At 56.9% G+C, this 25,611-nt stretch carries 30 protein-coding genes; 10 read left to right on the top strand and 20 right to left on the bottom strand.

All coding sequences use genetic code 11. The features are described 5' to 3' along the window. Positions 1–3 precede the first annotated feature (3 nt). From CGS25_RS04900 to CGS25_RS04890, 3 genes are all read right to left on the bottom strand, one after another. A complete protein-coding gene (locus tag CGS25_RS04900; protein WP_101674769.1) occupies positions 4–600 on the bottom strand; it encodes a hypothetical protein in 597 nt (198 codons plus the stop codon). 144 nt (positions 601–744) lie between these two features. After that, positions 745–1,488, bottom strand: a complete 744-nt coding sequence (locus tag CGS25_RS04895; protein ID WP_232802258.1) for a DJ-1/PfpI family protein — start codon at positions 1,486–1,488, stop codon at positions 745–747. 26 nt (positions 1,489–1,514) lie between these two features. After that, positions 1,515–1,958, bottom strand: coding sequence for an SRPBCC family protein (locus CGS25_RS04890; RefSeq protein WP_101674768.1), 444 nt, complete (start codon positions 1,956–1,958; stop codon positions 1,515–1,517). Between the two features lie 160 nt (positions 1,959–2,118). Here CGS25_RS04890 and CGS25_RS04885 point away from each other — a divergent pair, with 160 nt between their 5' ends. After that, the gene (locus tag CGS25_RS04885) at positions 2,119–2,370 is read left to right on the top strand and encodes a type II toxin-antitoxin system Phd/YefM family antitoxin (protein ID WP_101674767.1); all 252 of its coding nucleotides are present in this window, start codon (positions 2,119–2,121) and stop codon (positions 2,368–2,370) included. A gap of 36 nt (positions 2,371–2,406) precedes the next feature. Next, positions 2,407–2,622 (top strand): Txe/YoeB family addiction module toxin, encoded by a 216-nt coding sequence (locus CGS25_RS04880; RefSeq protein WP_101674880.1) that lies wholly within the window; start codon positions 2,407–2,409, stop codon positions 2,620–2,622. A 71-nt stretch (positions 2,623–2,693) separates the two neighbouring features. On the opposite strand, the gene CGS25_RS04875 is transcribed toward CGS25_RS04880, so the two are convergent. The 5 genes from CGS25_RS04875 to CGS25_RS04855 form a co-directional block, all read right to left on the bottom strand. Continuing rightward, the gene (locus CGS25_RS04875) at positions 2,694–3,125 is read right to left on the bottom strand and encodes a GNAT family N-acetyltransferase (RefSeq protein WP_101674766.1); all 432 of its coding nucleotides are present in this window, start codon (positions 3,123–3,125) and stop codon (positions 2,694–2,696) included. Positions 3,126–3,155: 30 nt separating this feature from the next. After that, positions 3,156–3,497 carry an addiction module antidote protein gene (locus CGS25_RS04870; RefSeq protein WP_101674765.1) on the bottom strand — a complete coding sequence of 114 codons (342 nt, stop codon included), beginning with the start codon at positions 3,495–3,497 and terminating at the stop codon, positions 3,156–3,158. Between the two features lie 4 nt (positions 3,498–3,501). Beyond that, positions 3,502–3,798 (bottom strand): type II toxin-antitoxin system RelE/ParE family toxin, encoded by a 297-nt coding sequence (locus CGS25_RS04865; RefSeq protein ID WP_101674764.1) that lies wholly within the window; start codon positions 3,796–3,798, stop codon positions 3,502–3,504. A gap of 894 nt (positions 3,799–4,692) precedes the next feature. Beyond that, positions 4,693–8,517, bottom strand: coding sequence for a hypothetical protein (locus CGS25_RS04860; protein ID WP_198588697.1), 3,825 nt, complete (start codon positions 8,515–8,517; stop codon positions 4,693–4,695). A gap of 132 nt (positions 8,518–8,649) precedes the next feature. Beyond that, the gene (locus tag CGS25_RS04855) at positions 8,650–9,201 is read right to left on the bottom strand and encodes an AAA family ATPase (RefSeq protein ID WP_101674763.1); all 552 of its coding nucleotides are present in this window, start codon (positions 9,199–9,201) and stop codon (positions 8,650–8,652) included. 213 nt (positions 9,202–9,414) lie between these two features. Here CGS25_RS04855 and CGS25_RS04850 point away from each other — a divergent pair, with 213 nt between their 5' ends. Genes CGS25_RS04850 through CGS25_RS04840 form a run of 3 tightly spaced genes read left to right on the top strand, consistent with a single transcriptional unit; the run spans position 9,415 to position 10,316 of the window. After that, positions 9,415–9,810, top strand: coding sequence for a phage integrase N-terminal SAM-like domain-containing protein (locus tag CGS25_RS04850; protein WP_101674762.1), 396 nt, complete (start codon positions 9,415–9,417; stop codon positions 9,808–9,810). Position 9,811: 1 nt separating this feature from the next. Next, positions 9,812–10,033: a TA system antitoxin ParD family protein gene (locus CGS25_RS04845; protein ID WP_101674761.1), complete on the top strand. Its 222-nt coding sequence runs from the start codon at positions 9,812–9,814 to the stop codon at positions 10,031–10,033. After that, positions 10,026–10,316, top strand: a complete 291-nt coding sequence (locus CGS25_RS04840) for a type II toxin-antitoxin system RelE/ParE family toxin (RefSeq protein ID WP_101674760.1) — start codon at positions 10,026–10,028, stop codon at positions 10,314–10,316. Before CGS25_RS04845 ends, CGS25_RS04840 begins: the two co-directional genes overlap by 8 nt. 178 nt (positions 10,317–10,494) lie before the next feature. Here the strand turns inward: CGS25_RS04840 and pdxH are convergent, their stop codons facing one another. Beyond that, positions 10,495–11,124 carry a pyridoxamine 5'-phosphate oxidase gene (gene pdxH, locus CGS25_RS04835; protein WP_101674759.1) on the bottom strand — a complete coding sequence of 210 codons (630 nt, stop codon included), beginning with the start codon at positions 11,122–11,124 and terminating at the stop codon, positions 10,495–10,497. 244 nt (positions 11,125–11,368) lie between these two features. On the opposite strand from pdxH, the gene CGS25_RS04830 reads away from it, so the two are divergent. Further along, entirely contained in the window at positions 11,369–11,929 is a 561-nt protein-coding gene (locus tag CGS25_RS04830; RefSeq protein WP_101674758.1) for a gamma-glutamylcyclotransferase, read from the top strand. A 317-nt stretch (positions 11,930–12,246) separates the two neighbouring features. On the opposite strand, the gene CGS25_RS04820 is transcribed toward CGS25_RS04830, so the two are convergent. Then, positions 12,247–13,269, bottom strand: coding sequence for an AraC family transcriptional regulator (locus CGS25_RS04820; protein WP_101674757.1), 1,023 nt, complete (start codon positions 13,267–13,269; stop codon positions 12,247–12,249). Positions 13,270–13,464: 195 nt separating this feature from the next. Between CGS25_RS04820 and CGS25_RS04815 the strand changes: the two genes are divergently transcribed. Together CGS25_RS04815 and CGS25_RS04810 are read left to right on the top strand one after the other, a co-directional pair. Further along, complete coding sequence (locus CGS25_RS04815) at positions 13,465–14,664, top strand: alkane 1-monooxygenase (protein WP_101674756.1); 1,200 nt, start codon at positions 13,465–13,467, stop codon at positions 14,662–14,664. A 145-nt stretch (positions 14,665–14,809) separates the two neighbouring features. Further along, positions 14,810–15,439, top strand: coding sequence for a flavin reductase family protein (locus CGS25_RS04810; RefSeq protein ID WP_101674755.1), 630 nt, complete (start codon positions 14,810–14,812; stop codon positions 15,437–15,439). 80 nt (positions 15,440–15,519) lie between these two features. Here CGS25_RS04810 and CGS25_RS04805 read toward each other — a convergent pair whose 3' ends face one another. The 7 genes from CGS25_RS04805 to CGS25_RS04775 form a co-directional block, all read right to left on the bottom strand. Next, positions 15,520–16,230, bottom strand: coding sequence for a TetR/AcrR family transcriptional regulator (locus tag CGS25_RS04805; RefSeq protein ID WP_089034376.1), 711 nt, complete (start codon positions 16,228–16,230; stop codon positions 15,520–15,522). 96 nt (positions 16,231–16,326) lie between these two features. Next, positions 16,327–17,031 carry an ABC transporter ATP-binding protein gene (locus CGS25_RS04800; protein WP_101674754.1) on the bottom strand — a complete coding sequence of 235 codons (705 nt, stop codon included), beginning with the start codon at positions 17,029–17,031 and terminating at the stop codon, positions 16,327–16,329. Then, a complete protein-coding gene (locus CGS25_RS04795) occupies positions 17,028–17,819 on the bottom strand; it encodes an ABC transporter ATP-binding protein (RefSeq protein WP_101674753.1) in 792 nt (263 codons plus the stop codon). Before CGS25_RS04795 ends, CGS25_RS04800 begins: the two co-directional genes overlap by 4 nt. Beyond that, positions 17,816–18,763 (bottom strand): branched-chain amino acid ABC transporter permease, encoded by a 948-nt coding sequence (locus tag CGS25_RS04790; RefSeq protein ID WP_101674752.1) that lies wholly within the window; start codon positions 18,761–18,763, stop codon positions 17,816–17,818. Before CGS25_RS04790 ends, CGS25_RS04795 begins: the two co-directional genes overlap by 4 nt. Next, entirely contained in the window at positions 18,760–19,629 is an 870-nt protein-coding gene (locus CGS25_RS04785; protein ID WP_101674751.1) for a branched-chain amino acid ABC transporter permease, read from the bottom strand. The genes CGS25_RS04790 and CGS25_RS04785 overlap by 4 nt, the downstream gene beginning before the upstream one ends. Before the next feature lie 75 nt (positions 19,630–19,704). Then, a complete protein-coding gene (locus tag CGS25_RS04780) occupies positions 19,705–20,931 on the bottom strand; it encodes an ABC transporter substrate-binding protein (RefSeq protein ID WP_101674750.1) in 1,227 nt (408 codons plus the stop codon). Positions 20,932–20,957: 26 nt separating this feature from the next. Further along, positions 20,958–22,592, bottom strand: coding sequence for an AMP-binding protein (locus tag CGS25_RS04775; protein WP_101674749.1), 1,635 nt, complete (start codon positions 22,590–22,592; stop codon positions 20,958–20,960). A 202-nt stretch (positions 22,593–22,794) separates the two neighbouring features. Here CGS25_RS04775 and CGS25_RS04770 point away from each other — a divergent pair, with 202 nt between their 5' ends. Beyond that, a complete protein-coding gene (locus tag CGS25_RS04770) occupies positions 22,795–23,241 on the top strand; it encodes a YchJ family protein (RefSeq protein WP_101674878.1) in 447 nt (148 codons plus the stop codon). 87 nt (positions 23,242–23,328) lie between these two features. On the opposite strand, the gene CGS25_RS04765 is transcribed toward CGS25_RS04770, so the two are convergent. The 3 genes from CGS25_RS04765 to CGS25_RS04755 all read right to left on the bottom strand — a co-directional run bounded on the left by CGS25_RS04765 (position 23,329) and on the right by CGS25_RS04755 (position 24,784). After that, positions 23,329–23,622: a HigA family addiction module antitoxin gene (locus CGS25_RS04765; RefSeq protein ID WP_089034369.1), complete on the bottom strand. Its 294-nt coding sequence runs from the start codon at positions 23,620–23,622 to the stop codon at positions 23,329–23,331. Then, complete coding sequence (locus CGS25_RS04760) at positions 23,622–23,900, bottom strand: type II toxin-antitoxin system RelE/ParE family toxin (RefSeq protein ID WP_101674748.1); 279 nt, start codon at positions 23,898–23,900, stop codon at positions 23,622–23,624. The genes CGS25_RS04765 and CGS25_RS04760 overlap by 1 nt, the downstream gene beginning before the upstream one ends. Before the next feature lie 101 nt (positions 23,901–24,001). After that, the gene (locus CGS25_RS04755; RefSeq protein WP_089034367.1) at positions 24,002–24,784 is read right to left on the bottom strand and encodes a siderophore-interacting protein; all 783 of its coding nucleotides are present in this window, start codon (positions 24,782–24,784) and stop codon (positions 24,002–24,004) included. 116 nt (positions 24,785–24,900) lie between these two features. Between CGS25_RS04755 and CGS25_RS04750 the strand changes: the two genes are divergently transcribed. Further along, on the top strand, positions 24,901–25,350 hold the full coding sequence (locus tag CGS25_RS04750; protein WP_101674747.1) for a MarR family winged helix-turn-helix transcriptional regulator: 450 nt from the start codon (positions 24,901–24,903) through the stop codon (positions 25,348–25,350). Positions 25,351–25,611: the final 261 nt, after the last annotated feature.

Raw genomic sequence — 25,611 nt, 5'->3', positions numbered from 1 at the left:
GCGCTACGGCCCGCAGCGCCACTCGCCCTGCCAGTCACGCTGCGCACCATCGGCCCGGTCGTAGGTCAAGGAGGCCGGTCTGGGCGGCGACTCCCCGCCCTCGGTGGGCTCACCGGTGACCTCAATGCGCACCGTCTTGCCCTTGCCATTGAAGGTGGGCGAATCCGTCATGCCATCGAAACCACCAGGCGCGGCGACGCGCTCCACATAACCGGCGACCTTCACCACACCCTGTGCCGCATCGGACGAATCCACATTGCCCTTGGCCAGCAACAGAACCTCCCCGCCCGCCGTGGTGAACTGGCAACCCAGCTCACCGGAAAGACCGGCCTCGCCGATGTCGCCCTCCGTCAGCGCGTTCAATGTAATCTCCGAGCCATCCCCGCCCCGGGTCGGCGACACCGGCTCCGCGGCGTCTTTGCGGTCGGAGACCTGCCCCCCTGCGGGCATCTGGTCGGCCGGCGCCGTGGGTGAGGGTTCCCGGGATGTCGTGTCGTCGCTCGGCGAAGACGAATCCGAGCAACCGGCCAGCAGCACCAGCGTGAGTAAGGTTGCGGTCAGCGTGCCGGCATGACGTTTCTGGTGTGCGGAAACCAACATGGAACCTCCTTGAAAAGTCGATGACGTCCTGTATTGATCCTGTGATGACTGTATCGCACAGTGGCGGTTAGATCTTGCCTTGGCAAGACGCAGCATCCGAGGCCGAATGGCGCCGCCCGCAAACCAATCTTTTGCGAGCCACCATTATTTTTCAGGCAAATATCGGGTTACATCCGTCCACGAAATCAGGCGATTAAGCTGGATAGTCTCAAATACCGCTTTCGCCTTTCGTTCACTGCTCATCAGAGCCAGCAAGACCAGCGCCCCTTGATAAGAAGGAATCCCGCCATTGCTGGAGACTCTGTTGCGGTCAACCACCACATTGCGGTCCTCGACCACATTGATGTTCGGGAACTCGCGCTGCAACTGCTTCTCACCACCCGCCCACGTCGTCGCGGTATAGCCATCCAACAGCCCCGCATGAGCGTACAAAAAGGCGCCGGAGCAATTGCTTGCCAACCAAGACACTTTACTCGCCTGCGCCTTCAGAAATTTCGTTAGATCCTTGTTGTCAAAAAGCGTGTCCATCACATACGAACTGGTCACAATCAGCGCATCCAGTTTGGGGGCGTCATAAATGGTTTTGTCCACCGTCAGTCGTATGCCCTCCTCGGTGGTAACAACGGATTTGTCCCGGTCCACACCAATCAGCAACACTTCGTACTCCGAGAACCACGACTTTCTCGTGGCCACACCAAACACCTCGGCGGGCGCCGTCACGTCACTGCTCAACACCTTGTCGTAAACCAGAATGCCGATCCGCTTGTCAGCCGCGAACGACGGCAACGAATAAAGCGCAACAACAATCAACAACGTAACCTTGCCGATAAAACCCAGACTCTTCATCAAGCTTTCCTCCAGCCAATCAAACTTGTCAATTTCGGTCATCGTCGAATGAGCTTCACCCGACCTTGTCAGGCAGCCCCGGCGGCACCGTCCAGCACACGCGTGAGCCGATCCAGGTTCTGCTCGTTCGCGGACCCCGCCCTCGCCTTCACCGCCCGAGCGGTCTCCGCGTCGTCAAATACCTGATTCCAGGTCAGATGCGTGCCCTCCCCGGCGGGGATCAGCTCAATGGTCAGCGTAAAGTGCGGCAAGCAATCGTGCCGGATCACCACTTTTGCACCGGGAACCAGCTCTTCAAACCGGCTTTCATTGAGGTAGTCGCTCCCGTCAGGCCCATGCATCATAAATTTCCAGCGCCCGCCTGGCCTGAACTCAAAGGTCTCGAAAGTGTTCGTAAAGCCCTCCGGCCCCCACCATAAGGCAAGCAAATCAGGTGAGGAGAACGCGCCGTATATCGCCTCTGGCGGGTGCGGCAATGTTCTTTCGGTGCTTAAGGTCTTGTCGTCGCTCATGTGGAGATTCCAGGTAGGCACAAGACTATGCCGTGTAGCGGGCAGCTTACGCGCCGGTTTTTAGCCGCTAAGCGGCGGAAGGGTTGTTGTGCCGCCGATTGCCAACCCTCTTGTGGTACGACATCCTATAAATGATCAACATTTTGTACAGGATACTCCGATGGATGCCATCACCTACACAGCCACCGGAACCAATCTGGCAAAAACCATGGAGCAGGTCTGTGACGACCATTCTCCTGTGATTATCACACGGAGCAAGTCGCAATCCGTGGTCATGATCTCCCTTGACGACTATGAGGCACTGCAAGAGACCGCCTACCTCCTGCGCGCACCAAAGAATGCCCGCCGTCTTCTGGAGTCCGTTGCCGAGCTGGAGCAAAGCGGCGGCCAGGAAAAGGAACTTCGTGAATGAGGCTTATCTTCTGCGAAAAACGCCCGGGAAGATTAGCTGTACTGGCAGAAAACCGGCAAGAACCTCCTGAACCGCATCAACAAGCTGATCAAGGAGACGAAACGCGAACCGTTCGAAGGTGTTGGCAAACCGGAACCCTTCAAACACTATCTCGCCGGTTACTGGTCCCGCCGGATTAACGACGAGCACCGCATGGTCTACAAGGTCACGGGTGACGCACTGCTCCTTGCGCAGCTGCGGTATCATTACTGATTCAAAGCCGCCAATACCAGCGCGAGTGCGGTGAGCGTCCAGTGCCGACAAACGCGCATTGATTTTCCCTGTTATGTGTTTTGACCACTGCCATTAATATACGAATAAAGCTTAATATCCGTGCGATCCTCCCAGCCAAGGCTGGCCCAGAACGACCGCGCAGTCTCGTTTTCCACAAGGACCATTAAATGCGACTTAAGAATCCCCTCGGCCTTCAAGGCGTCCAGACATAGCTTCACCAGCTCCCTGCCGATTCCGCGCCTTCGATGAGCGTCAGAAACTGACAAGTGCTGGATATAGCCTCGTTTGCCATCATGTCCCGCCATAATGGTTCCAACGATACATTCCGCGCTTTCAGCCACAAAGCTCAATCCGGGGTTTCTAGCGAGGTACTTTTCGATGCCAGCTCTTGAGTCCGCGTCCCGTAACCGCACACCCTTGGATTGAGCCCAAAGTTCAATGATGGCGTCGTAGTCACCAATGGCCATGGGTCGGTACTGCATCAATACTCCTTAGACGCGTAACGCCCGCATTCAAGCGTCAGCATCGCTGGTCGCGTGCAATTGAATGTCAGAAAGTGTTTTCCGGGAAGTTTGCACAGTGATCTGTAAACCGAGCGCCTTTGCGACTTTTGCGACTGTGCTGAACGTAGGGTTACCTTCGGGCGACAAAGCCTTGTACAAGCCTTCTCGGGTGAGTCCTGTATCTCGTGCGAGTTGGCTCATGTTCCTGGCGCGCGCGATAACACTCAACGCACGCACAATGAATGCAGGATCGTCACCGGCTTCCTCGATGCAGGCCTCAAGATACAGTTGAATATCCTCTTCTGTTTCAAGGTGCTCTGCTGAATCCCAGCGCGTAGTTTTGATACCCATAGCCTTACACCTCCAACTGCCTGGCAATTTCTTTGGCTTTGGCGATATCAGCTTTCTGAGAACTTTTGTCGCCACCGGATAGAAGTATCACGACAACAGCGTCTCTCTGTACAAAATAGACTCGGTAGCCCGGGCCATAGAAGATCCGCAACTCACTCACGCCTTCCCCGACGGGAGCCACATCCCCGAAATGTCCCAGTTCGACTCGATCAATCCTGGCCTGAATCCGAGCCTTTGCCCGTCGGTCCTTGAGAGATCTAAACCACTGCGTGAATCTAGCTGTCGTCCTGACTTCTATCATATGATAACTGTAATTCACACGTGGCAATATGTCAACTGTGGTTCACGCCAAGCCCGCTAACGCAAAGTACATGGGCGACAAGCCACGCAGCGGGTTGGCGTCCCAGCGGCCGAAGGCCGCAAGTGCAGGCATCGGGGGACTGGCCCTGCCCTTTGCCCCGCAAACGCACTTCTCTAAAAGGTTTCATGAGAAGCAATTCAGGCAAAACGCAAGACCTGACCCGCTGTAACCGGCGCGACGTACGAGCGTTCGGCGCCGTAGGCGCGAAGTCGATGTTTTTGTTAGGCATTACTTTCATGGCGCATTGAAAACAGACGCCCTAGTGGCAGCGCAAAATACAGCCATGTAGATGTTGCCATAATAAGAACAGCATATTCTGCACTTTTCCAAAGTATTTCCGGTTCTCCTGGATATGACAGAATTTTTGACAAAGGAAGACCAGGCGAAGTAAGAATATAAAACAACATTAAAGAGACGTAACTTGTGGCACTCCCGATTAACGGAATTGTTTTCTCTGCGACGACACCAACGACAAGGAGGGCAATGGATGTAAGCAGGTGAAGAAGAACTAACCGCTTCCCCCCCCCCAATATTGTTCCTGCCAAATGTTCGGTGGAATAGCATTGTGTAGGCTGCCACAAGCGCAGCGGCGTAAATAAACCCAAAAACCGCCGTTGGAACCCGATGGAATATCCCTCCAAGTATCACCAAAGCCAAAATGAGGAAACAGTGAAAAATGAAAGCAATAGACGCTGACCGTTTTGCTATTTGAATGATTCTCATCGTTTCTGCTTTTATGCCTAACGCCGCGCTCTGCGGAAAACTTGAAACGCAGCGGAAAATTTGTCCGATAGCAGCGCCTTTTTATACGAAACTGGAAGACAAGCAGGCCGGTTATTCAAATCGCTGTTCTCGCTGGTTGTATTCGTCCGACTCGCGTTCTCTATTCTCTCTAATCGACTTATATAAAAGAGAAAGCTTATCATTTGCAATCTTTTGCACCTCAGACGTGTCGTGATTTAATAACTCTGCGAACGCCTTCGATCTAACTTCAAGAATGTCGGCAAGTGAACCTGACCACGCACCAGGAAAGGTCCTAGAGAAAATAGTTTCAACTATAGCGACTTTGTCCTCTGCGGCATCTAAAAGTGATGTGATATGTTTACTAAGAGCTACTTCCTTTGGATTATCTAGATTCTGTGATTTCTTGTCTAAGGACGTATATGCTGAAACAGCACCTGCTACTTTCTGGATCTTATTTTGATTTCCATTACACCAATCTAACATGCGCTCAATTGGAGCTAAATTCAATGGAGAGCTACTACGATTGACCCTATCTTTGAAAAGCAAATACATAAGTTGTTCGCTGTTCTCACTATTGATGAATACTCTATCCAATACATATTCAGGATAGGTTTTCACCAGATAGGCTATGGTATTTTCTAATTCGAAGCCATATAAGCGATATGTCTCTACGCCGCCGCAAAGCAAGTTAACAATATCGCGAATTTCATTCTCCGTAGCGGGTTCTGATAAACACTCTTCAATAACTCGGTCCATTCCATGAGACTGCCGCCTATTTATCTCATCCCTGTGCATTGAAAGAAGTTTCAAAATAGCGAGCCTTCCAACTGATCTTATCTCATTGCTAGGACTATAGTTGCTATCCTTATCAGTAAAGAATCGCATGCTCAATATTTCAATGGTTGCAAATATCCCATCAGCCAAATCATTAATTGCTCCAAGTAGTTTTGATAAATCATCATCACATATAGGTTCATGAGTTCGACCATAACTTATCTGTTGGAACCGCCAAGCTTCCAGTTCACCAGCCAGCGCTAATTCTATGAGCCTTTTTGTACCCCAAGGTGCTATCGGCGTTGCAGACAGAATATCAACGAAATACGGCTTTAGCTCAGGTACAACCAAGACAGACTCTTGGAGTATCCGTGACAAACTAGGATTATCTGCATGAACGCCAGCAATAAATCCGCGAAAGAGGATAGTTTGAACTAATTGCAATTCTTGCTTTTGCATCAACTGAACCAAATTATCAAAGGTTGCTCTTTGATCGGATGAACCTTTAGCTAACCCCTTGCCGAATGACCAAAGCGCATCGATATGTTGCTTCCAAAGCTTTGGTGCCAATTTTTCAAGATACTCAGGTTCAGATACAGCTAACTCCCCTAATTTTTCTATCTTACGGTGAATTTCTTCTGAATTTTCTGTGAAATCTCCACTTCTCACCTCTATTTGGTCCCATGTGTTAGTCAGTGCATACGCTTCGATTTCAGAATAGGGATCAGTCGGTGCAGCTAAGCGTTCTAGCTCCTCAATCTTTTTCAATAGTTCTGGAGTGTGCTCCTTTCCATGGTAATGGATTGTCCGTTTAATAGACCTCCACATATCTGGCCACTGCCCACCAGCACCATATTTGCGTACAATACCTTCAAGAAAGTCAAAACAACCTGCATAGGTCCATAAACCTACAAAATGGTTTGCCAGTAGTTCCTTTGCCCAGTTCACTCTGAGCTCATTTTTAGAATTTAAAAGTGGCACTAATAATTCAGCAAAACCTACGTACCAATCCAATTTTTCTTTATTTGTTTTCGGCTCCCATCCATAGTCCCTGCTTCGAGCACCAAAATCAAAACCTCCAAATGAGGTCCAGTGAGAAGCCTCAAAAGCAGACCGAAGAATATCCTGTGCAATCTCTAGTTGTCTCGTATCACCGGAACCCAACATTCTTTTGACAAAAGAATGCCTTCGTATAGGCGTAGCTTGTGTACCTGAGAGGTACAATGAAAAAAGGCTCGACAATTGGCTGGCGATACTATTGTTATTCTCTCCAGATTTTTCTGTTTCAGCAAAGCGAAGGATTAGTTCAGCTGCGCGATCAAAGTACTGATCATCATATGCAATCTTTCTAAGTAGTCGAACAATAACGGAGAAATTCTGATTATTTCGCGAGCAAAATTCTTGGATTTCCGATGCATTGTCGATAGCAGCTAAAACTGCATCCGGAAAAACAGGGGCGATATGGCTTAAAGCCGTAAGTAACTCAGCATCACACACTGCAATATTGTGAAATGGCCCATCAACCTTCATCCATGTATACGCGAGTTTACGAGCTGGTTCAAAATCATGTAGATACCCTAATCGGTGAGCGCATGATTTGAATAGACGTAAATTATCACCCCTTAACAACTCTGCATTAATTTGGTCAGGATTGATGTTTTGAAGTGCTCTTCGTGCAAGACGATTAGCTAACGCATGCGGCAAAACTGCTCTCCAATTTCCTCGCTGCTGTGAGAGCTGTCTCCGCAGTAACTCTGCATGGTTACGATTTAACTTGTTGCGCTCTAACCCGCCAATTTTAGAAAGAGCGCATAATTCATTATTGAAATCTTTCGTGCTTACGTTAAAGGAATAAACTAGCGATAATACCTCTGCACTTTCAAGTAAACTTTCAGCAGCCCCTTTTCTTTGATTAAATAGCCTCTGAAACAACTCTTCATCAGAAAACTTTGCCAACGTCTCATCTGAATCTACTCGACTTGCCAATGCAATAGCAACACGTGCATTCCCCCCAGAAAACTCTGCAATTTTATCGGCGTTCACACGCCCTAGAGACGAGAATCTTTTTTGAATAAGCTTGGAAACAGTCTGCTCACTTGAGGGCTCAATATGTATTACTTCCGTTTCTTCTGGGCGATCATCCGAAATGTCATATTCAATAGTAAGAAGGCTTAATTTCGCTTGATTTGATGATACTTGCTTTTGCAGTCTCCTATGAACATCTGGCGGGCAATTATCCAGAACCACATAGCATGAAAAATCATTAGCTATTAAATATGAAACAAGCTCAGATGCTGTTGGGGATAGATCGTCACCAAGATCTGCATAAATTACATTTGCTTCCGGCAGCGGTTTTTCGCATACACCATCTTCAAAAAGTGCTTGAGCAAAGCGTGTTTTTCCAACTCCAGAAAGACCGGTTATTCGAACTACTGAACCTGCTTTAAGTAATCTTTCACGTACAAGCCTGATTCCATCAGAAATAGCTACAGGTGTCGTTTGGGGAGAATTTACATCGATAACGCAGGGATGCTCGTCTAATAAAAACGCATCATCTTGATCTGCCGGGGTAGCGGTCCACTTCCCAAAAGGAACCCATCCAGCTAGAGGCTTCCCCAGTCTAGAGCGAACCCATAAGGCAACGCCAGGAAACTGCCTCAGCCATGCGCATAGTCGATCTCTTCCATAGAAATCGAGAAGAAGAGCATCACTATTTGGTAAATCTTCGAGGGCTGACTTCATACCAAGAATGCGTTCAGACAGCATTTTATCTGAGCAATCATCCCTGCCACTTACAATTACATAAGCGCCTTTTTTAGCTAACAAATCACTTATAACAGCTTTTACTTTTCCTTTTTCAAGCATTTCCTTTTTACAGGCAGCTTTACTCATACTGTTTTTCTTTACTTGATAACCAGTATTATCACGGCTTACAAAGCCTGGATTTGATAACGGGGCTGCATCAACAACTCGAACATCAAGGCCACCATCGGCAGCTTCTTGCGCACCACCCCACAGAACACAAAAAGGCTGAAGCTCTTGGCTAATTAATTCCGCTTCACACAATCTAGCAACCATTTCTCTTAGATCAGCATCACTAAGATTAGAAATATCAGATGGTTCAAGCTCAAAAAATATCATTAGGTTTACAATCACCTATGCTGCCAATTAATATGTGTAAAACTGAAAGGTCGTATAATGCCGAAGCTCAGTTGCCGCCGGAGCGGCCGCAGGCCGCGAACGGAACCCGAAGCGCGGCAGCGCTTTGGGCGGTCAACTGCAGCGGATTGTTAGCTGCTTATCTAAAGCTTCCAGAATGAATGAGGCTCGCTCTTCAACATTACTACGCGGCACCTCCAAGGTTTCATACCCCCATTTCTGATACCACCTTTTCATAATTTCAAAAACCTCAGCAGCCTGCTCAAATGTCTGGTCACGCTCTGAATCGGTGCCATAGATCTCTTCCCACGGAGGTAGAAGAAAAACAACTCTGTTGTAAGGGAAATTGCGAATGTATCGAGCAGCTTCATCGTGTTTTAGTGCGTTCTCCGCATTGAGCATATACAGCGCGTCTAAGATACCTCGGTCAAAGAACGTTGGGCGAACACTGGTATCTACGGCCCGATACTTTTCGATATCCGTACTCAGGATCTCATGGGCAAAGGAGACGGGCTCCGGCCGAGGCGACAACCCCGCCGCCAACCGTTCCTTGATTATCCTCCGGGCAGACTCTGGCGCAAAACTGTATCCACGCTCCGCTAGAGCAGTAAGAATAGTTGTTTTACCGCCGCCTGGGCCGCCGGTGACTACGAATCGATAGTTCATTTGACCCCTAACAGGTATTAGGCCGCCGGCTCGAATATCCAATGAACGCGCCAGCGTCCTATCACTTTGGTTTAGTTTTAATAACTCATAATAAAATCAGAAATTTCAACCGGTTACAAACCATTGGCGATTATCTGTCCCCGCTTCGCTTGACTTCCTCATTTCCCAATCACCATGATACTGTCCATAAGGACAGCAAAAGAGAGAGCGGCCATGCACAAGGATCGTGACGGGCAACCCAGGCTTCGTGATCAATTTCGTGATGCCATTCGTGTACGCCATTACAGCCCCCGGACCGAGAAGACGTATTGGTACTGGATTCGCTATTTCATCCGGTTTCATCAATTGCGGCATCCCTCGGAAATGGCGGAGCCGGAGGTCTCGGCCTTTTTAAGCTGGCTTGCCACCAAGAGGAACGTGGCGGCCGCCACGCAGAATCAGGCGTTGAACGCGCTCGTCTTTCTTTATCGCCATGTTATCAAGGCGCCGCTTGGCGAGCGGCCGTTTGTAGCGGCAGCGGACCAGCGTTTAGATAGCAGCACACTGTGGTATCTTGCCTCAATTGTGGCATTTCGCTACAATTCGGCAAAACCTCTAGGAGGGCATTAGCATGGCGACTAACAGCATACGCTTAGACCAGAGTCTTATCGAAAAAGCCACTATTATAGCCAAAGCGCTTAACCGAACGCCTCCCAAGCAAATCGATCACTGGGCAAGAATAGGTGAAATCATGGAAGACAATCCTGATTTGCCTTATGAGTTTGTCAAGCAGGCGATAATTCCAAAAGCAGAGCGAGAAGCCGGGAAGTTCGAGGTCTACGATTTTGGCTAAAGCCACCAGAGTCTTACAGACCCCGACCTTTAAGAAGGCCGTTAAGAAACTTAAAGCCAATCAGAAAAAAGATCTCGACGCGGCCATCAAGGACTTGATGGCCGACGCGACTCTTGGGGAGCAAAAAAAGGGAGATCTTTCATTCTTGCGCGTACACAGATTCAAAATGAACAAGCGATTGACTTTGCTTGGATACAGTTTTGATGATGGAGCCCTCGTTCTCGAACTCATGGCCTTAGGATCCCACGAAAACTTTTATCGTGACGTCAAGCGACGCAAGTAGGTTTAACGAACGTCATGCAGGCCAGCGCGAGCCCAACACTTAAGGGCGCGTTTTTTCTGGCCCTTGTTATTGCTCAAGGCACGCCTTGATTACGGTGTGTGGCCCTTTCAAATTCACTGACGTTCATGACAACACGACTCTCGATCAAGTCCTGCCTCTTGCCTGTGAGAACTACGGATTAAGGCGCCAGCCGCTCCCTTTCCCAACCCCCGCCTTCACGACGATATCGAAACCGGTCATGCAACCGGCTGGGCCGCCCATGCCAGAACTGAATCTCTTCCGGAACGATCCGGTAGCCGCCCCAGCTTTCCGGCATCGGCACCGGTTCGCCCTCGGCGATTTCGGCGGCCAGCTTTTCCATTGCCTGTTCCAGTTGCTCGCGGCTGGCGGGGCGGCTTTGCGGGGAAATGGCGGCGCTGAGCTGGCTGCCGCGGGGGCGGGAGACGAAGTAGTCGCGGGATTGTTGGGCAGGAATCTTTTCGGCGCGGCCGGCGACGGTGAGCTGGCGGTCCAGGGCCGGCCAGAACATGACGAAGGAGACGTTGGCGTTGGCAGCGATGTCGTCGCCTTTGCGGCTGTCGTAGTGGGTAAAGAAGGTGAAGCCGCCGTCTTCGATGCCTTTGAGCAGCACCACGCGGCTGGAAGGCCGGCCGGCGGCGTTGACGGTGGCGAGGGTCATGGCATTGGCGACGGGCAGGCCGGCGTCGATGGCTTCGTCCACCCAGAGCCGCGCCTGTTCCAGCGGGTCGCTGTTCAGGGCCGCTTCGGTCAGGCCCTTGGCGTGGTATTCCTGGCGTACGTCTTTCATGGGAGCCCTTGTCCGTTGGTTCTTGGTGTGGGGGATTGTAGCGGAAATCGCGTTCCGGGCTGCAAGCTGCAAGCGGCAAACCGAGACGGCCACAGGCCGCGGCAGAGCCTCTCGGTCACGACCTTTGAACTTTTAACTTTCAACTTTGAACTGGTCGTCGCCGGCACGGCGTCCGCCGCCGCGCAATCCTTACTTGTAGCTTGCCGCTTGCAGCTTGAAGCCGCCACCCTGAAACTGCCCAACCATGACCTTAGACACTTCTTCCCTCAACAAATCCCGCCATGATTTCTCCGGCCGCGACAGCGTCTGGCTGTTCGGCTATGGCTCGTTGATCTTCAAGGCGGATTTTCCTTATCTGGAGCGGCGGCCGGCGAGCATTCGCGGGTGGGCACGGCGGTTCTGGCAGGGGTCGCACGATCACCGGGGCACGCCGGAAGCGCCGGGTCGGGTGCTGACGCTGATCGAGAGCCCGGGCGCGGTGTGCGCGGGCATGGCGTATCGGGTGGCGCCGGCGGTGTTCGATCATCTGGATGTGCGCGAGAAGAACGGTTATTTGCGGTTTTCCACGCCGATGGCCTTCACGGATGGCGGCCACGAAGAGGGCCTGGTGTACATCGCCACCGAGGACAACGCGGCCTTTCTGGGCGGCGCGCCGGACGCGGACATCGCCGCGCAGATCGCCGCCAGCCACGGCCCCAGCGGCGCCAACCGGGATTACCTGCTTGAGCTGGCGGCGGCTTTGCGTGAGCTGGGCGCCGAGGATGAGCATGTGTTCGGTTTGGAGGCGTATTTGTTGCGGCTGTAGTTCAGCCGCGATTCAGGATACAGGATGAAGGATACAGGGGCGGACAAGGGCTCTGCCGGCTCCACGGTCGTGCCCGCGTTTCACGCCTTAATCATGGGCTCTTCGCGGATTGGCGGGAACAGTTCAGCACCGTCCGGCTGCGCCGGAGTCGGGTTGAGCCTGGAGCTGGCACTGTCTTTTGTGGGAGCGGTCCTTGACCGCGAATGGGCCTTGCCAGGTCTTGCCTCGCCTTCGGCTCGGTTCGCGGTCAAGGACCGCTCCCACAGCGGCTTCGTTGCTTGGCAGGGGTAAACCTGCCATTCAGCCGCGAGTCAGCATCAGTGCCGGTTGCGCATTTGCCGGGGCGTTTCGCCGAACCAGCGCTGGAAGGTGCGGCTGAAATTGGAGGGGTCCTGGTAGCCGAGGCGCTCGGCGATGCGTTCCACCGGCAGGGCGGTTTCCAGCAGGTACCAGGCGGTCAGTTCCTGGCGCACGTCGTCGAGCAGTTCCTGGTAGCTGGTGCCTTCGGCTTTCAGTTTGCGGATCAGGGTGCGCGGCGACATGGCGAAGTGGTCGGCGACCCATTCCAGGCCGGGGTAATCGCCGTCGCGGTCGAGCAGGATCACGCCGATGCGCTGGCTGAGCGGGCCGCCGCTCTGGATTTGTTTGAGCTGGTGTTCGCAGTCGCGCACGGCGCTGCGGTGCAGGGTCGGGTCGGCGGTCAGGCAGGGGGTGTCGAGCACGCTTTTCGGCAACGTGATGGTGAGGCGCTCGGCGCCGAACGTCACCGGGCAGCCGAGCCGTTGCTGGTATTCGCTGGCCCAGGGCGGCGCCGGGAACGGCAGGGTGACGCGGGCGTCGCGCAGGCGCCGCGAGGTGACGGTGTCGACCAGGTGAAAGTAGGTGGCGAGAATCGAGCCACCGGTGAATTCGCGCATTTCCGCCAGATCCACCTCTTCACGCAGGGTCAGCTGGCATTCGGTATCGCTCTCTTCGAAGTCCACGCTGACCAGTTGAAAGCGCACGCCGACAAAGCGGCTGACCACGCGCAGCACGGTGCGCAAATCCGGGGCGGAGATCACCGCGTAGCCAAGCGGCCCATGGGCGGACACCGAAGTGGCGCCGCCAATCTCCAGGCCGATCCAGGGCTGGCCGGTGAGGTCCACGGCGCGCCGCACCAGCCGCGACATCTGCTCCAGGCTCAGGTAACGGTGCTCGCCGAGCAGTTGCTCCCAGTGCAGGCGGGTGCCCTTGAAGATCACTGCGTTTTCAAAGCCTTTCTGGTGCAAATGGGCGCACAACAGCCGGGAATAAACCGGATGCACAGCGGGGCGGAGCCGATCGGTAACCTGGACGCTCATGGCGGGCTCTTGTTGTTAGTGGCCCAAGACGTCGGGCCGGTGAAGACGGAACCAGGGCCAGCTTAGCGCCAAAACGGGCTTCCGCGCCTGTCACTTTATGACGATTTATTGCCACCTTTGACGGTGCCGCCGGGCCGGCGCGGGAGACATGCTGTTTCCATCGCCCATAACAGCAAAACAGCGACCGAGGTGTGTATGAGCAAGGCAGGCGTTTTCATCGGCCCCTCCGGGGTCGTTTATCGGGACCGTAAACGGCGTCTATGGTTTTCCTCGCTGTTCGTGCCCGCCATTGTGTTCGCCGGGCCGGCGCTGTATTTCGCCACCGGCAATGCCCTGACCCTGTGGCTGCCGCTGGCGTTCTACTATCTGACCGTGCCGGTGCTGGACATGCTGATCGGCGAAGACACCAGCAACCCGCCGGAAGAGGTGGTGCCGCAGCTTGAGGACGACCCCTACTACCGCTGGATTCTCTACGCGCTGGTGCCGCTGATCTGGGGCGCCTGGTTCTATGGCGCCTGGTTCGTGGGCACCCAGGATCTGCCCTGGCACGGTGTGCTGGCGATGGTCTATCTGATTGGCGGCACCTGCGGCGTGGGCATCAACCTGGGCCATGAGCTGGGCCATAAGAAAGGCAAGGGCGAGCGCTGGCTGGCCAAGTTCGTGCTGGCGCCGTGCGCCTATGGGCATTTCTTTATTGAACACAACAAGGGCCACCACAAGGACGTGGCCACCCCGGAAGACCCCGCTTCGTCACGGATGGGCGAAAGCATCTGGAAATTCGCCCTGCGCGAGCTGCCCGGCGCCGCCAAGCGTGCCTGGCGCCTGGAGAAAGACCGCCTCAATGCCCAGGGCAAATCGGTGTGGTCCCTGGAAAACGAGATCATCCAGCCGGCGATCATCACCGCCGTGGCCTGGGGCACCGTGCTCGCCGTGTTCGGCATCGGCCTGCTGCCCTATATTCTCGGCACCGCGTTCTGGGGGGCGTTCCAACTGACCTCGGCCAACTACATCGAGCACTATGGCCTGCTGCGCCACAGGCGCGCCAATGGCCGCTACGAGCGCACCCAGCCCTACCACAGCTGGAACAGCAACCACATGTTCTCAAACTGGGCCACCTTCCACCTGCAGCGCCACTCCGATCACCACGCCCACCCGACCCGGCGCTACCAGAGCCTGCGCCATTTCGAGAATCTGCCGGAACTGCCCAACGGTTACTTCGGCATGTTCCTGGTCAGCTATTTTCCGCCGCTATGGTACCGGATCATGGACAAACGCCTGCTCGAACACGCCGGCAACGACGCCCGCAACATCAACTTCGACCCCGCCAAGCGGGACACGTTGATCCGCAAGTACGGCATTCAACACGGCGACGCGCCGCCGAAGGTCGCCGCCTGAGGCGGCGCTGCAAGCTGCAAGCTGCAAGCTGCAAGCTGCAAGCTGCAAGCCAGAAAAGGATCGCGGCCCGGCAAAGCGGGCCAGGCCCTTCTGGAGGTGTTTTTGTAGCTTGTAGCTTGCGGCCTGAAGCTTGTAGCATCCGTTAATGCCCACAGACACCCACTTCTACGAACCCGCCAACGGCCATGGCCTGCCTCATGATCCGTTCAACGCCATGGTGGCGCCGCGGCCGATTGGTTGGATTTCCTCACAAAGCCGCGATGGCGTGCTAAATCTGGCGCCGTACAGTTTTTTTAACGGCTTCAACTACCACCCGCCGATCATCGGCTTCTCAAGCGTGGGCTATAAGGACAGCGTGCGCAACATCGAGCAGACCGGTGAATTCGCCTGGAACCTGGCCACGCGGGCATTGGCGGAGCGCATGAATCAAAGCTGCGCCATGGTCGGCCCGGAGGTGGACGAATTCGAGCTGAGCGGCCTGACGCCGGAGCCTTCAAGGGTGATCGGCGTGCCCCGTGTTCAGGAGACGCCGGTGTCGTTCGAGTGCAAGCTGACCCAGGTGCTGCGCCTGAAAACCGCCGCCGGTGACGACGTGGATACCTGGGTAGTATTCGGCGAGGTGGTCGGCGTGCACATCGCCAAGCACCTGTTGAAAGACGGCATCTACGACACCGCCGCCGGCGAACCGATTCTACGCGGTGGCGGCCCGGCGGATTACTTCGGCATCACCGACAACGAAAAATTTCTCATGCGCCGTCCGACAAAAGACCAGTGAAAGGTTAAAAGTTAAAAGTTGAAACGCGGTGATTTCCTTGCCGGCGGTACGGCCGTGCCCGCGCCTTTAACTTTCAACTTTTAACTTTCTCCGTTTTCAATTTTTTCCGACAACAAATACCCCTCGAGAACATCCCGCACCACCTCCGCGTACTGATTCACACAGACCTTCTGTTCCCGGTATTTGCCGCGCTTGAGGTACCAGTCTTGCAACATGGCTTTGGTGAGCGAAGCGGTGAGCCGGGCGTTGACGTCGCGGAACACGCCGGCGGCGACGCCCTGGTCGATGATGTCCCGGAAGATGCCTTCCACTTCCCGTTCGATGGCGATGGCGTCAAGGCGCTCTTTTTCGGGAAGACTTTTGGTTTCCATGTAGGAGAAGTAAAACCAGGCGCGCATCAGCTCACTGAGATACAGGTGCGCCTGGATAGCCGTAAGCAGCTTTTCGCGGGGGTCTTGCACCCGTTCGGTGTAGCTGAGCAGGGTGCGCCGGGTGAGCATGAAACCATGGCTCTGGATCAGGTTGAGCAAGTCACCTTTATTTTTGATGTAGGCGTACAGCCCGCCCATGCTCAGCCCCGAGTCGGCGCACAGGTCGCGCAGCGACATGGCGTGAAAGCCCTTGGAGTTGGCCAGACGCAGGGTGGAGTCGATCAGCTTCGCCAGATTCCTGACCGCCACCGCTTCTTTTTTAATGCGGATGTGGTCGCGGTTCTGGCGGAACAGCTCCTTGCAGATGTCTTCCTTGGAGAGGCGCAGATCGATCTTGAAGGCCTCGTAATCAGTAATCATGGTCGTGGTTCGGGCAGGCAGTGGGCAGGCGGCGCCGGCGGGCGCCGTTCGGGCCGGGCAGTATAAACCGTGAACGCGGCCCTGGCCCGGGCATCGTCAGGCCACCGACAGATAGCGCTGTTGGGTGGCCACGTCGTCGCGCAGTTCGGCGCTGCCGGCTTCGTGAACCACCACGCCCTTTTCAAGAATATAGGCGCGCTGGGCGTGCTTGAGCGCGAAATGCACGCTCTGGTCGGTGAACACAATGGTGGTGGTGGCGGCGAGCGCATCGATCAGCGCGCCGATCTGTTTGACGATCACCGGCGCCAGGCCCTCGTTGGGTTCATCCAGCAGCAGCAGGCGCGGTTCAATCATCAGCGTGCGCGCCACCGCCAGCATCTGTTGCTGCCCGCCGGAGAGGGTGCTGCCGTCCTGGTCCGCCAGTTCGGCGAGCATCGGGTATTCGTCGAAGATCCGCGCCACGCTCCAGCGCTTGTCGCCATCCACGCCCTTGCGCTCGGCGACCTCCAGATTCTCGCGCACGCTCAGGCCGGGAAAGATGCGGCGGTCTTCCGGCACATAGCCGATGCCCAGGCGGGCGATGCGGTGTGGCGGCTGGCCGGTGATGTCCTGGCCGCGCCAGGTGACGGTGCCCTGGCGCGGCGGGGTCAGCCCGATGATGCTCTTCAGGGTGGTGCTTTTGCCGGCGCCGTTGCGGCCCAGCAGGCACACCGTTTCGCCTTCGCTGAGCGACAGCGTTACCCCCTGCAGGGCCTGGCTTTCACCGTAGTAGGTGTGAATGTCGTTCAGTTCAAGAATCATTGCGGCGCCTCCTGACTCAGGCTTTCCTGATCGTCGTCGTCTTCGCCCAGGTAGGCTTTCCTCACCTCCGGGTGGCGGCGCACTTCCTCCGGCGTGCCGGCCACCAGCGCCTTACCACGGTGCATCACCAGAATCCGGTCGGCGAGGCTGAACACCACCTCCATATCGTGCTCGGTGATCAGAAAGGTGTAATCGCCGCTGTCGGCCAGGGATTTCACCAGGGCGGTGACACGGCGGGTTTCTTCCGGGGTCATGCCGGCGGTGGGTTCATCCAGCAACACCAGTTTGGGGCGAGTGGCCAGCACCACGGCGATTTCCAACAGACGTTTGTCGCCGTAGCTGATCACCCCGGCGCGGCGCGCGGACAGCTCGCCAATGGAAAGGCGCTCCAGCAAGGATTCGGCTTCCTCCTGGATCGGCCGATTTCGCGACGCGAGATTGAACCAACGACGGCTGTGGTGATGGAACGCGGCCAGCGCCACCTCGACGTTCTCGCGCACTGTCATCTCGGTGAAGATGTTGTTGATCTGAAACGAGCGCGACACCCCCAGCCGGCTGATGCGGTGCGGTGGCTGACCAGTGATGTCGCGTCCGTTCAGCAGAACCTGGCCGGCGCTGGGCGTCATGCGCCCGGAGACCATGTTGTAGAAGGTGGTTTTGCCGGCGCCGTTGGGGCCGATAATCGCCACCGTCTCACGGGCCGGCACGTCCAGGTCGATGCCGTCCACCGCGGCGACGCCGCCAAAGTGTTTGCTCAGCGAGCGGATGCTCAATAGGGGCTCATTCATCGTTGCCGCTCCTGCCACCAGTCGAGAAAGGTGCCGAGCACGCCCCGGCGGAAAAACATCACCATCAATGCCAACACGATGCCCAGCACCAGCATCCAGGCGTGGGTGATGCTGGTGATCCAGGTTTCCAGAAGAATAAAGATCGCCGAGCCCACGAACGGGCCGAGAAAATAGCCGGTGCCGCCGAGAATCGACATCAGCACCGGCTCCGCGGAGGTAGACCAGTGCAACATCTCCGGGCTGGCCACGCGCAGAAACGGGGCCATCAAACCGCCGGCCAGGCCGGCGAAGCCACCACCGATGGTAAAGGCGGCCAGCCGGTATGCGCGCACGTTCAAGCCACAGAAAGACACCCGCTCCGCGTTCTGGCGAATCGCTTGCAGAATCATGCCGAACGAGGAGCGGCCGATCAGATACAGCAACGCCGAGGCCAATACCACGATCACCAGAACCACGTGGTAATAGACCGCCGGATTGCCCAGGGTGAGCGGCAGGCCGAGGCCGAATTCACCCACCGTGAAACCGGCGATGCCATCGCTGCCGTTGGTCACCGAGCGCCACTGGTGGGCAATGGAAAACACCATCATGCCAAACGCCAGGGTGAGCATGGCGAAGTACACTTCGTTGAGGCGCACGCTGAGAAAGCCGATCACCAGCGCCAGCAACGCGCCGAACACCACCGAGGCGATCAGGCAATAGACCAGTGGCCATTGCAGGTGAAGCAACAGCATGGCGGTGGCGTAGCTGCCAATGCCGAAGAAGGCGGCATGGCCAAAACTGAGCATGCCGGTGTAGCCGAAAATCAGATTAAAGCTGGCCGCGAACAGCCCCATGATGAGAATTTCGGTGGCGATAAAAATATAAAAATACGGCGTGAACCAGGGCAGCAGTACCAGGCCTGCCAGCACCACCACGAACACCGCCATCAGGATTGCGTTTTTCATACCCCGGCCCCCTTGCCCATGATGCCAGTGGGCTTGATCAGCAAGATCAGCGCCATGCCCACGAACGGCAACAACATGTTGATGCCGGGCAGATAACGGCCGCCGAAGCCGTGGATCAGCCCCAGCACCAGGGCGCCAATCAAGGCCCCGGGGAAGCTGCCGAGACCGCCGATCACCACCACGATGAACGACTCGATGATGATCTTGTCGCCCATGCCGGGGTCGATGGCGCGCATCGGTGCCGCCACCACGCCGCCGATAGCGGCCAGCCAGGCGCCAAAGGCGAACACCCCGGTGACCACCCTTTTGGTATTGATGCACAACGCCTCGGCCATCTCCCGATCCAGCGCGGCGGCGCGCATGATCTTGCCGGCGCGGGTGCGGTTGAACAAAAACCACAAGCCGGCCAGCAGCACCAGGCCGACCACGATTACGAACAGGCTGTAGGTGGGATAGCTGGCGCCGAACACATGAACGGTACCTTGCAGCAGCGCCGGCGGCTCAACCACATGGATGCCCGAGCCCCATAGGGAGCGCACCGACTCATTGATAATCAGCAACAGCGCGAACGTCAGCAGCAGGCTGTCGGCCACGTCGCGCTGGTAGATAAAGCGCAGCACCAGGCGATCAATCAGCACCGCCACCGCCGCCACCACCAGTGGCGCCACGATCAGCGCCACCCAGAACGGCATGCCGAGCAGGTTGATCAGGCTGTAGGCCAGATAGGCGCCCAGCATATACAAAGCGCCGTGGGCGAAGTTGATCACGTTGAGCACGCCGAACACGATATTCAGGCCCACCGCGATCACGAAAAGAAGCAAACCGATATCGAGGCTGTTAAGAAAAGCCGCGCCGATGCCAGACATGGCACCTCCGTTACCTGGTCAGGAAAGCCGGAGGCGTTGATGGCCGTGCCATCAACGCCGTGGGTGTCGCGCGGGTTACAGCTTGCAGCCGGTTTCCGCCACGCTGCGCGAGATCTTTTCGCCGTCGAAAAGGCGCAGGTCTTCCAGGTCGCGAATGCCGTCTTCCTCGTCCATGGCGCCGGCGCGGCCGACGTTCGGCCCGACCAGGGCCTGATGGTCGCCTTTACGGAAAGTGATGGTGCCGTTGGGGGCGTCCAGGCTCATGCCATCCAGTGCCGCCGCGATTTTGTCGCCGTCGTCGGCGCTGCCTGCTTTCTCGATGGCTTTTTTATAGGCGTACACGGCGGCGTAGGCGCCTTCCGCGTTGTAGCTGGGCGGCACGCCATAGCGGTCTTTGTAGGCGGCAACGAAGTGTTTGTTCTGCTCATTATCAAACGCTTTATACCAGTAGCGGGTGGAAAGCCACACGCCCTCGGGCATCTGCTCGCCCAGCGCGGAGAGCACTTCGGTGGCGGCGCCAACGGTGAAGATGATTTGCATGTCCTTTTCAAAGAAGCCCAGGTTGTTGGCCTGGCGGACGAAGTTGACCAGGTCGCCGCCCCACACCGAAATCAGCACGCCATCCGGTTTGGCCGCCATCACGCCGTTGATAAACGGGGTGAAGTCTTCCGCGCCGAAACGGGGAAAGGCGGTGTCCTTGAGCAGTTCCACATCCGGGTTGATCTTCTTCAGGGCGTTGCCGAAATATTCCCAGGACTGGTGACCGAAGGCGTAATCCGGGCCGATGGTGGTCCAGCGTTTGGCGCCGGTTTCCGCCGCCACCGAGGCCAGCGCGTTCATGTTCTGCGCCACGTTATTGCTGATCCGGTAGGTGTAGGCGTTGCACAGGCTGCCGGTGGCGTCCGGAGTGGCGGCGTGGGTAATGATCAGCGGCTTTTTCAACTCCGGCATGATCGGCACCAGCCCCTGGGCGACGCCCGAGCTGTCCAGCCCCAGCAAACCGCTGACCTGATCCTGGTAGACCAGTTTGCGGGCCGCCTGAATGGCGGTGGACGCCTTGCCCTGGCTGTCTTCGATCACCAGTTCCAGATCGCGCCCCATCACCCCGCCGCTGTCGTTGATTTCGTCGATGGCCAGGTCAATGCCCTGGCGGGCGAACTTGCCATAATTGGCGGCGCTGCCGGAGAGAATATGAATGGCGCCCAGGCGGATCGGCTCATCCGCCGCCCAGGATGGCGTGGCACTGATGCCCACGGCCATGACCAGTGCACTCAGTAGTGTTCCTCGCTTGAACGATTTCATGCCGGAGTCCTCTTTGTGTGCTGTTGTTATGATGATGTGTTGTTGGTCGGGCCGGTCCGGTCGCGCAGCACGTTCTTGCGCACCTTACCGGTCACGGTTTTTGGCAACTCGCCGAACACCACTTTCTTGGGCACTTTGAAGCCCGCCATGTGGGTGCGACAAAATTCGATCAGGGCGCGCTCATCGCCGGGGCCGTCATCGCGCAGTTGTACGAACGCACAGGGCACCTCGCCCCATTTGTCATCGACCATCGCCACCACCGCCGCTTCGCTGACCCGTGGGTGGCGATAGAGAATTTCCTCCACTTCCAGGCTGGAGATGTTCTCGCCGCCGGAAATAATGATGTCCTTGGCGCGGTCCTTGATCTCGATGTAGCCGTCCGGGTGCATCACCGCCAAGTCGCCGGTGTGGTACCAGCCGCCTTCGAACGCCTCGGCGGTGGTCTCCGGGTTTTTCAAATAGCCTTTCATCACGGTATTACCGCGCAGCTGTATCTCGCCCAGGCTGATGCCATCGGCGGGCAGCGCCTGGCCACTTTGTGGATCGGCGATGCGGGCCTCATCGATGGCGAAATTGATCACCCCCTGGCGGGCCATTTTTTCCGCCAGCGCGTCGTTTTCCAGGTGCGCCCAATTCGCCTGCGGCACGCACAGGGTGGAGGGCCCGTAGGTTTCGGTGAGGCCATACAGGTGGGTAATGCGGAAGCCGATTTCGCTGGCCTTGCGAATCACCGTGCTGGGCGGCGCCGCGCCGCCCAGGGCAAAACGCGCCGGCGCGCTGAGCGTTTTGCCCTGGGCACCGAGGTCGTTGATCAGGGTGTTCATCACCACCGGCGCGCCGCACAGATGGGTCACGCCATGGCGTTCGATGCGCTGGTAGATCAGATCGCTGTCGATCCGCCGCAGGCACACATGGGTGCCGCCCACCGCGGTGATCGCCCAGGTGTAGCCCCAGCCGTTGCAATGGAACATGGGCAGGGTCCACAGATAAACGGTGTCGGCGCTCATCTCGAAGGCCATGGCGTTGCTCATCGCCGCCAGCCAGGCGCCACGGTGGTGATACACCACGCCCTTGGGATTGCCGGTGGTACCGGAGGTGTAGTTCAGGGTGATCGCCTGCCATTCGTCCGCCGGCCAGAGCGGCTCGGCACTGGCCTCGGCGCCTTGCAGAAGGGCTTCATAGCTGATGTCCGCCAGCCCGCCGGAGGCGCCATGGTCGCGCTCGATGGCCACCAGCCTGGGCCTCTGGCTGACACTGCTCAGTGCCTGCTCCACCACCGCTTCGTACTCGCTGTCGTAACACAGCACGCGCGCTTCGCCATGCTCAAGAATAAAGCCCAGGGTGGCGGCATCCAGGCGTGTGTTCAGGGCATTCAACACCGCCCCCGCCATCGCCACGCCGTAGTGCGCCTCCAGCATTTCATGGCTGTTCGGGCACAGCACCGCCACGGTGTCGGCGTCTTGCACGCCCAGCCCTCCGAGGCCGGCGGCCAATTGGCGGCAACGCGCCAGCAGGGTGCGGTAATCGAATTGTCGGTCGTCGTCGATCACCGCGATCTTGTCCGGGAACACGGCGGCGGAGCGGCGCAAAAAGGCCAGCGGTGTCAGCGGCGAATGGTTGGCGGCGCTCTGGGGCAGATCCTGCTCGTACTTGTTGGTCATAAACCATCCCGATCGGCGGTGCGGCGGCCGGTCGCCGGAGCATTATTGTTGTCGCACGGGCCTCTTTGAGCTGGGCCACCCCAAAAATATAGCGAGCGCTCGAAATATTAAGTATGCGACTTTAGTCGCATACCGGTCGGGTGCTGCCAGATTGCCGGCGATCTGCCACCATGGCGGCCCTTTGGCCTGCTTCTCCCTGCCCATGGACAACCTGCCCTGCCCTTGCCAATCCGGCTTCGGCTATGCCCGCTGCTGCCAACCGCTGCACCAAGGCCAGCCGGCAGCCACTCCGGAAGCGCTGATGCGTTCGCGCTACAGCGCCTTCGTGCTTAACCACGGCGATTACCTGCTCGCCAGCTGGCACCCGGACACCCGGCCGGCGTCGCTGAACCTGGACGACGGTGGCCAATGGCTGGCGTTGGAGGTATTGGAAAGTGACGAAAGCGGCGAGAGTGGTCGGGTCCACTTCCGCGCCACCTGCAAAGAGGGGAACGGCTTCGCGGTGCTGGAAGAGCGCTCCCGTTTCGTGCGCGAATATGACCGCTGGTTCTACCTGGACGGCGAGCACACCGTCACGCCGCTCAAGCCAGGCCGCAACGACCTCTGCCCCTGCGGCAGCGGCCGTAAATTCAAGAAGTGCTGCGCCTGAGCCAAAAGCAGCGACCGTGCTGGAAAACTGAATAACCACCGCGGCTCTTAGCCGGTCCGGCCGGCGGCTCCATGCCCCAAGCCGCGCTCAGGCAGCGTCGAAATCAATCCGTTCCACGCCGTCCAGATTCACTGCCTGGCGAGCCACCCAGAGATCATGGGCATCCTGCATCGCCAGCCAGCTTTCCGGCGTCCTGCCCAGCGCTTTGGATAGCCGTAATGCCATTTCCGGGCTGATCCCACTGTTGCCCTTGAGAACCCGCGACAGCGTGGACGGTGACACCGCCAATTTGACCGCGAGCTGGCGCGCGCTCAGCCTGAATGGGGTCATATAAACATCGCGAATGAACTCGCCGGGATGAGGAGGGTTGTGCATCTTCATCAGTGATAGTCCTGGTAATCCAACACGAAGGCGCTGCCATCCCTGAATTCGAAGGTCAGCCGCCAGTTTCCGTTAACGCGGACCGACCAACGGCCTTTCTCGCGTCCTTTCAGCGAGTGCAGGTGGAAACCGGGGATGTTCATGTCATCAACCGTCACGGCGGTATCCAGCGCCGCTAATTGCATACGCAAGCGCTTGGCGTGCCGCGGCTGGATTCCCGCCGTGCTGCCGCCGAGAAAGAACCGCTGCAATCCTTTGTGGCGGAACGTCTTGATCATGAGCGAAATATAGCGCGTTGCGCACCGCGCATCAATTGGTGCTTAGGGAACCTCTGAATATAGCTCCCTGATGGTTCTGCGGGGAGTTGTTCAGAGGTTCCTTAACTTTTCTCTTTCCTCTTCTCCATCTGATGCCGGTCTTCGGTCAGGCCGATCTGCCAATAACCGCTGGCATAGAGCCGTCCGCGCTCAACCTGATGCTCTTCGTTCAGGTACCGGCGAACAGCGCGGACCGAGCCGCTCTCCCCAGCCACCCAAACCGCCGGCGATCCGGCCAGCCAGGGTTGCGCCAGTACTGCATTCACCAATGTCAGCGAGGCAATTTGCGGGGATCGGTTGACGCACCAGCTTACTTTGATGCCCTCGGGAAACGGCAGGTCCTGCTGGTCCGCCGGGTCGAGAATTTCCAGCACCGCGTAACCCCTGGCGTGGGCCGGCAGACGTTCGATGTTGGCGCTGATCGCGGGCAGTGCGGACATGTCGCCAGCGAACAAAAACCAGTCCGCCTCGAAATCCACGAACTTGGGGGCGCCGGGCCCGGCGAAGCCGATGCGATCCCCGGGCCGGGCGTTCACGGCCCATTCCGAGGCGGGGCCGTGGGGTTCATGGAGCATGAAATCCACGCTGATCTCACCCCGGGCTTTGTCAAAATGGCGCAGGGTGTAAGTGCGCACTATGGGTCTGTCGTGCTCCGGGGTGTCGCCGTAGGGCGGCAGCGCGATGCGGGCCTGTCCCGGGCGGGGAATCAGCAGCTTGAAGTTGGCGCTTTCATGATCTTCAGGAAAATTACTGAGATCCTCACCGCCCAACACCACCCGCCGCATGTGCGGGGTGATATCGTGCGAGCGGATCACGTGCAGAATTCGGGGAGCCGGTCTGGCCATGGAATACCTCGTCGAGCGCGCTCGCCGGAGCGCGGCTTGTTGCTTACGGAAATTTAGTAGACAATATCAACCATAAATCCAATTAATTGATATTGTCAACCAAAAGGCAGGCACCCGTGGCCCACCCCGACAACGACATTCGCGACGTTCTCTGGCAACTCGCGTTTCAATTCAAACTCAGCACCAAAGCGGCCATCGCCGACGACAACCTGCCACTTAACGGCATGCACGTTCGTCTGCTGCGCCTGATCCGTACGCAACCGGACTGCACCGCCAACCAGTTGGCCAACCTCACCCGCCGCGACAAAGCGCAGATCACCCGGGTGCTCAAGGAACTGGACGGCATGGGCCTGATCCAGCGCGCCCCGCACCCGGACGACAAACGCAGCCAGATCATCTCCCTCAGCGCGCCGGGCCGCGCACTGATGAGAAAAGCCGAACACGCCCAGGAAAAAGTCAAAGCCACCCTGCTCAAAGGCCTCAGCCAGACCGAAATCGACGCCTTCCTCGCCACCGCCCGGCGGATGATCGATAACCTGGACCGGGAACAGGGCGGCCAAAGTTAAAAGTTAAAAGTTAAAAGTTAAAACGCGAATGAGGCCGTGCCAACCGATACGGCAGTGCCCGCGTTCATACCAGTGGTGTCCATTACGGGCCTGGCTGCTTGCGACCAACCCCCGACCTTTCCACACGCTCTTCCTTTCAACTTTCAACTTTTAACGTTCAACTCAAGATCCCCCACCGCTCTCAATCCCCTCCCAGCCCACGCAAAAAAAAAGGTTCTTCGCGCTTTAGCGGGAAGCGACTTTCCTGGATCGTGATTGGGT

It is taken from the genome of Alloalcanivorax mobilis (assembly GCF_002864685.1).
Classification (GTDB): Bacteria; Pseudomonadota; Gammaproteobacteria; order Pseudomonadales; family Alcanivoracaceae; genus Alloalcanivorax; species Alloalcanivorax mobilis.
This window is presented reverse-complemented; position numbering and strand designations above follow the sequence as displayed.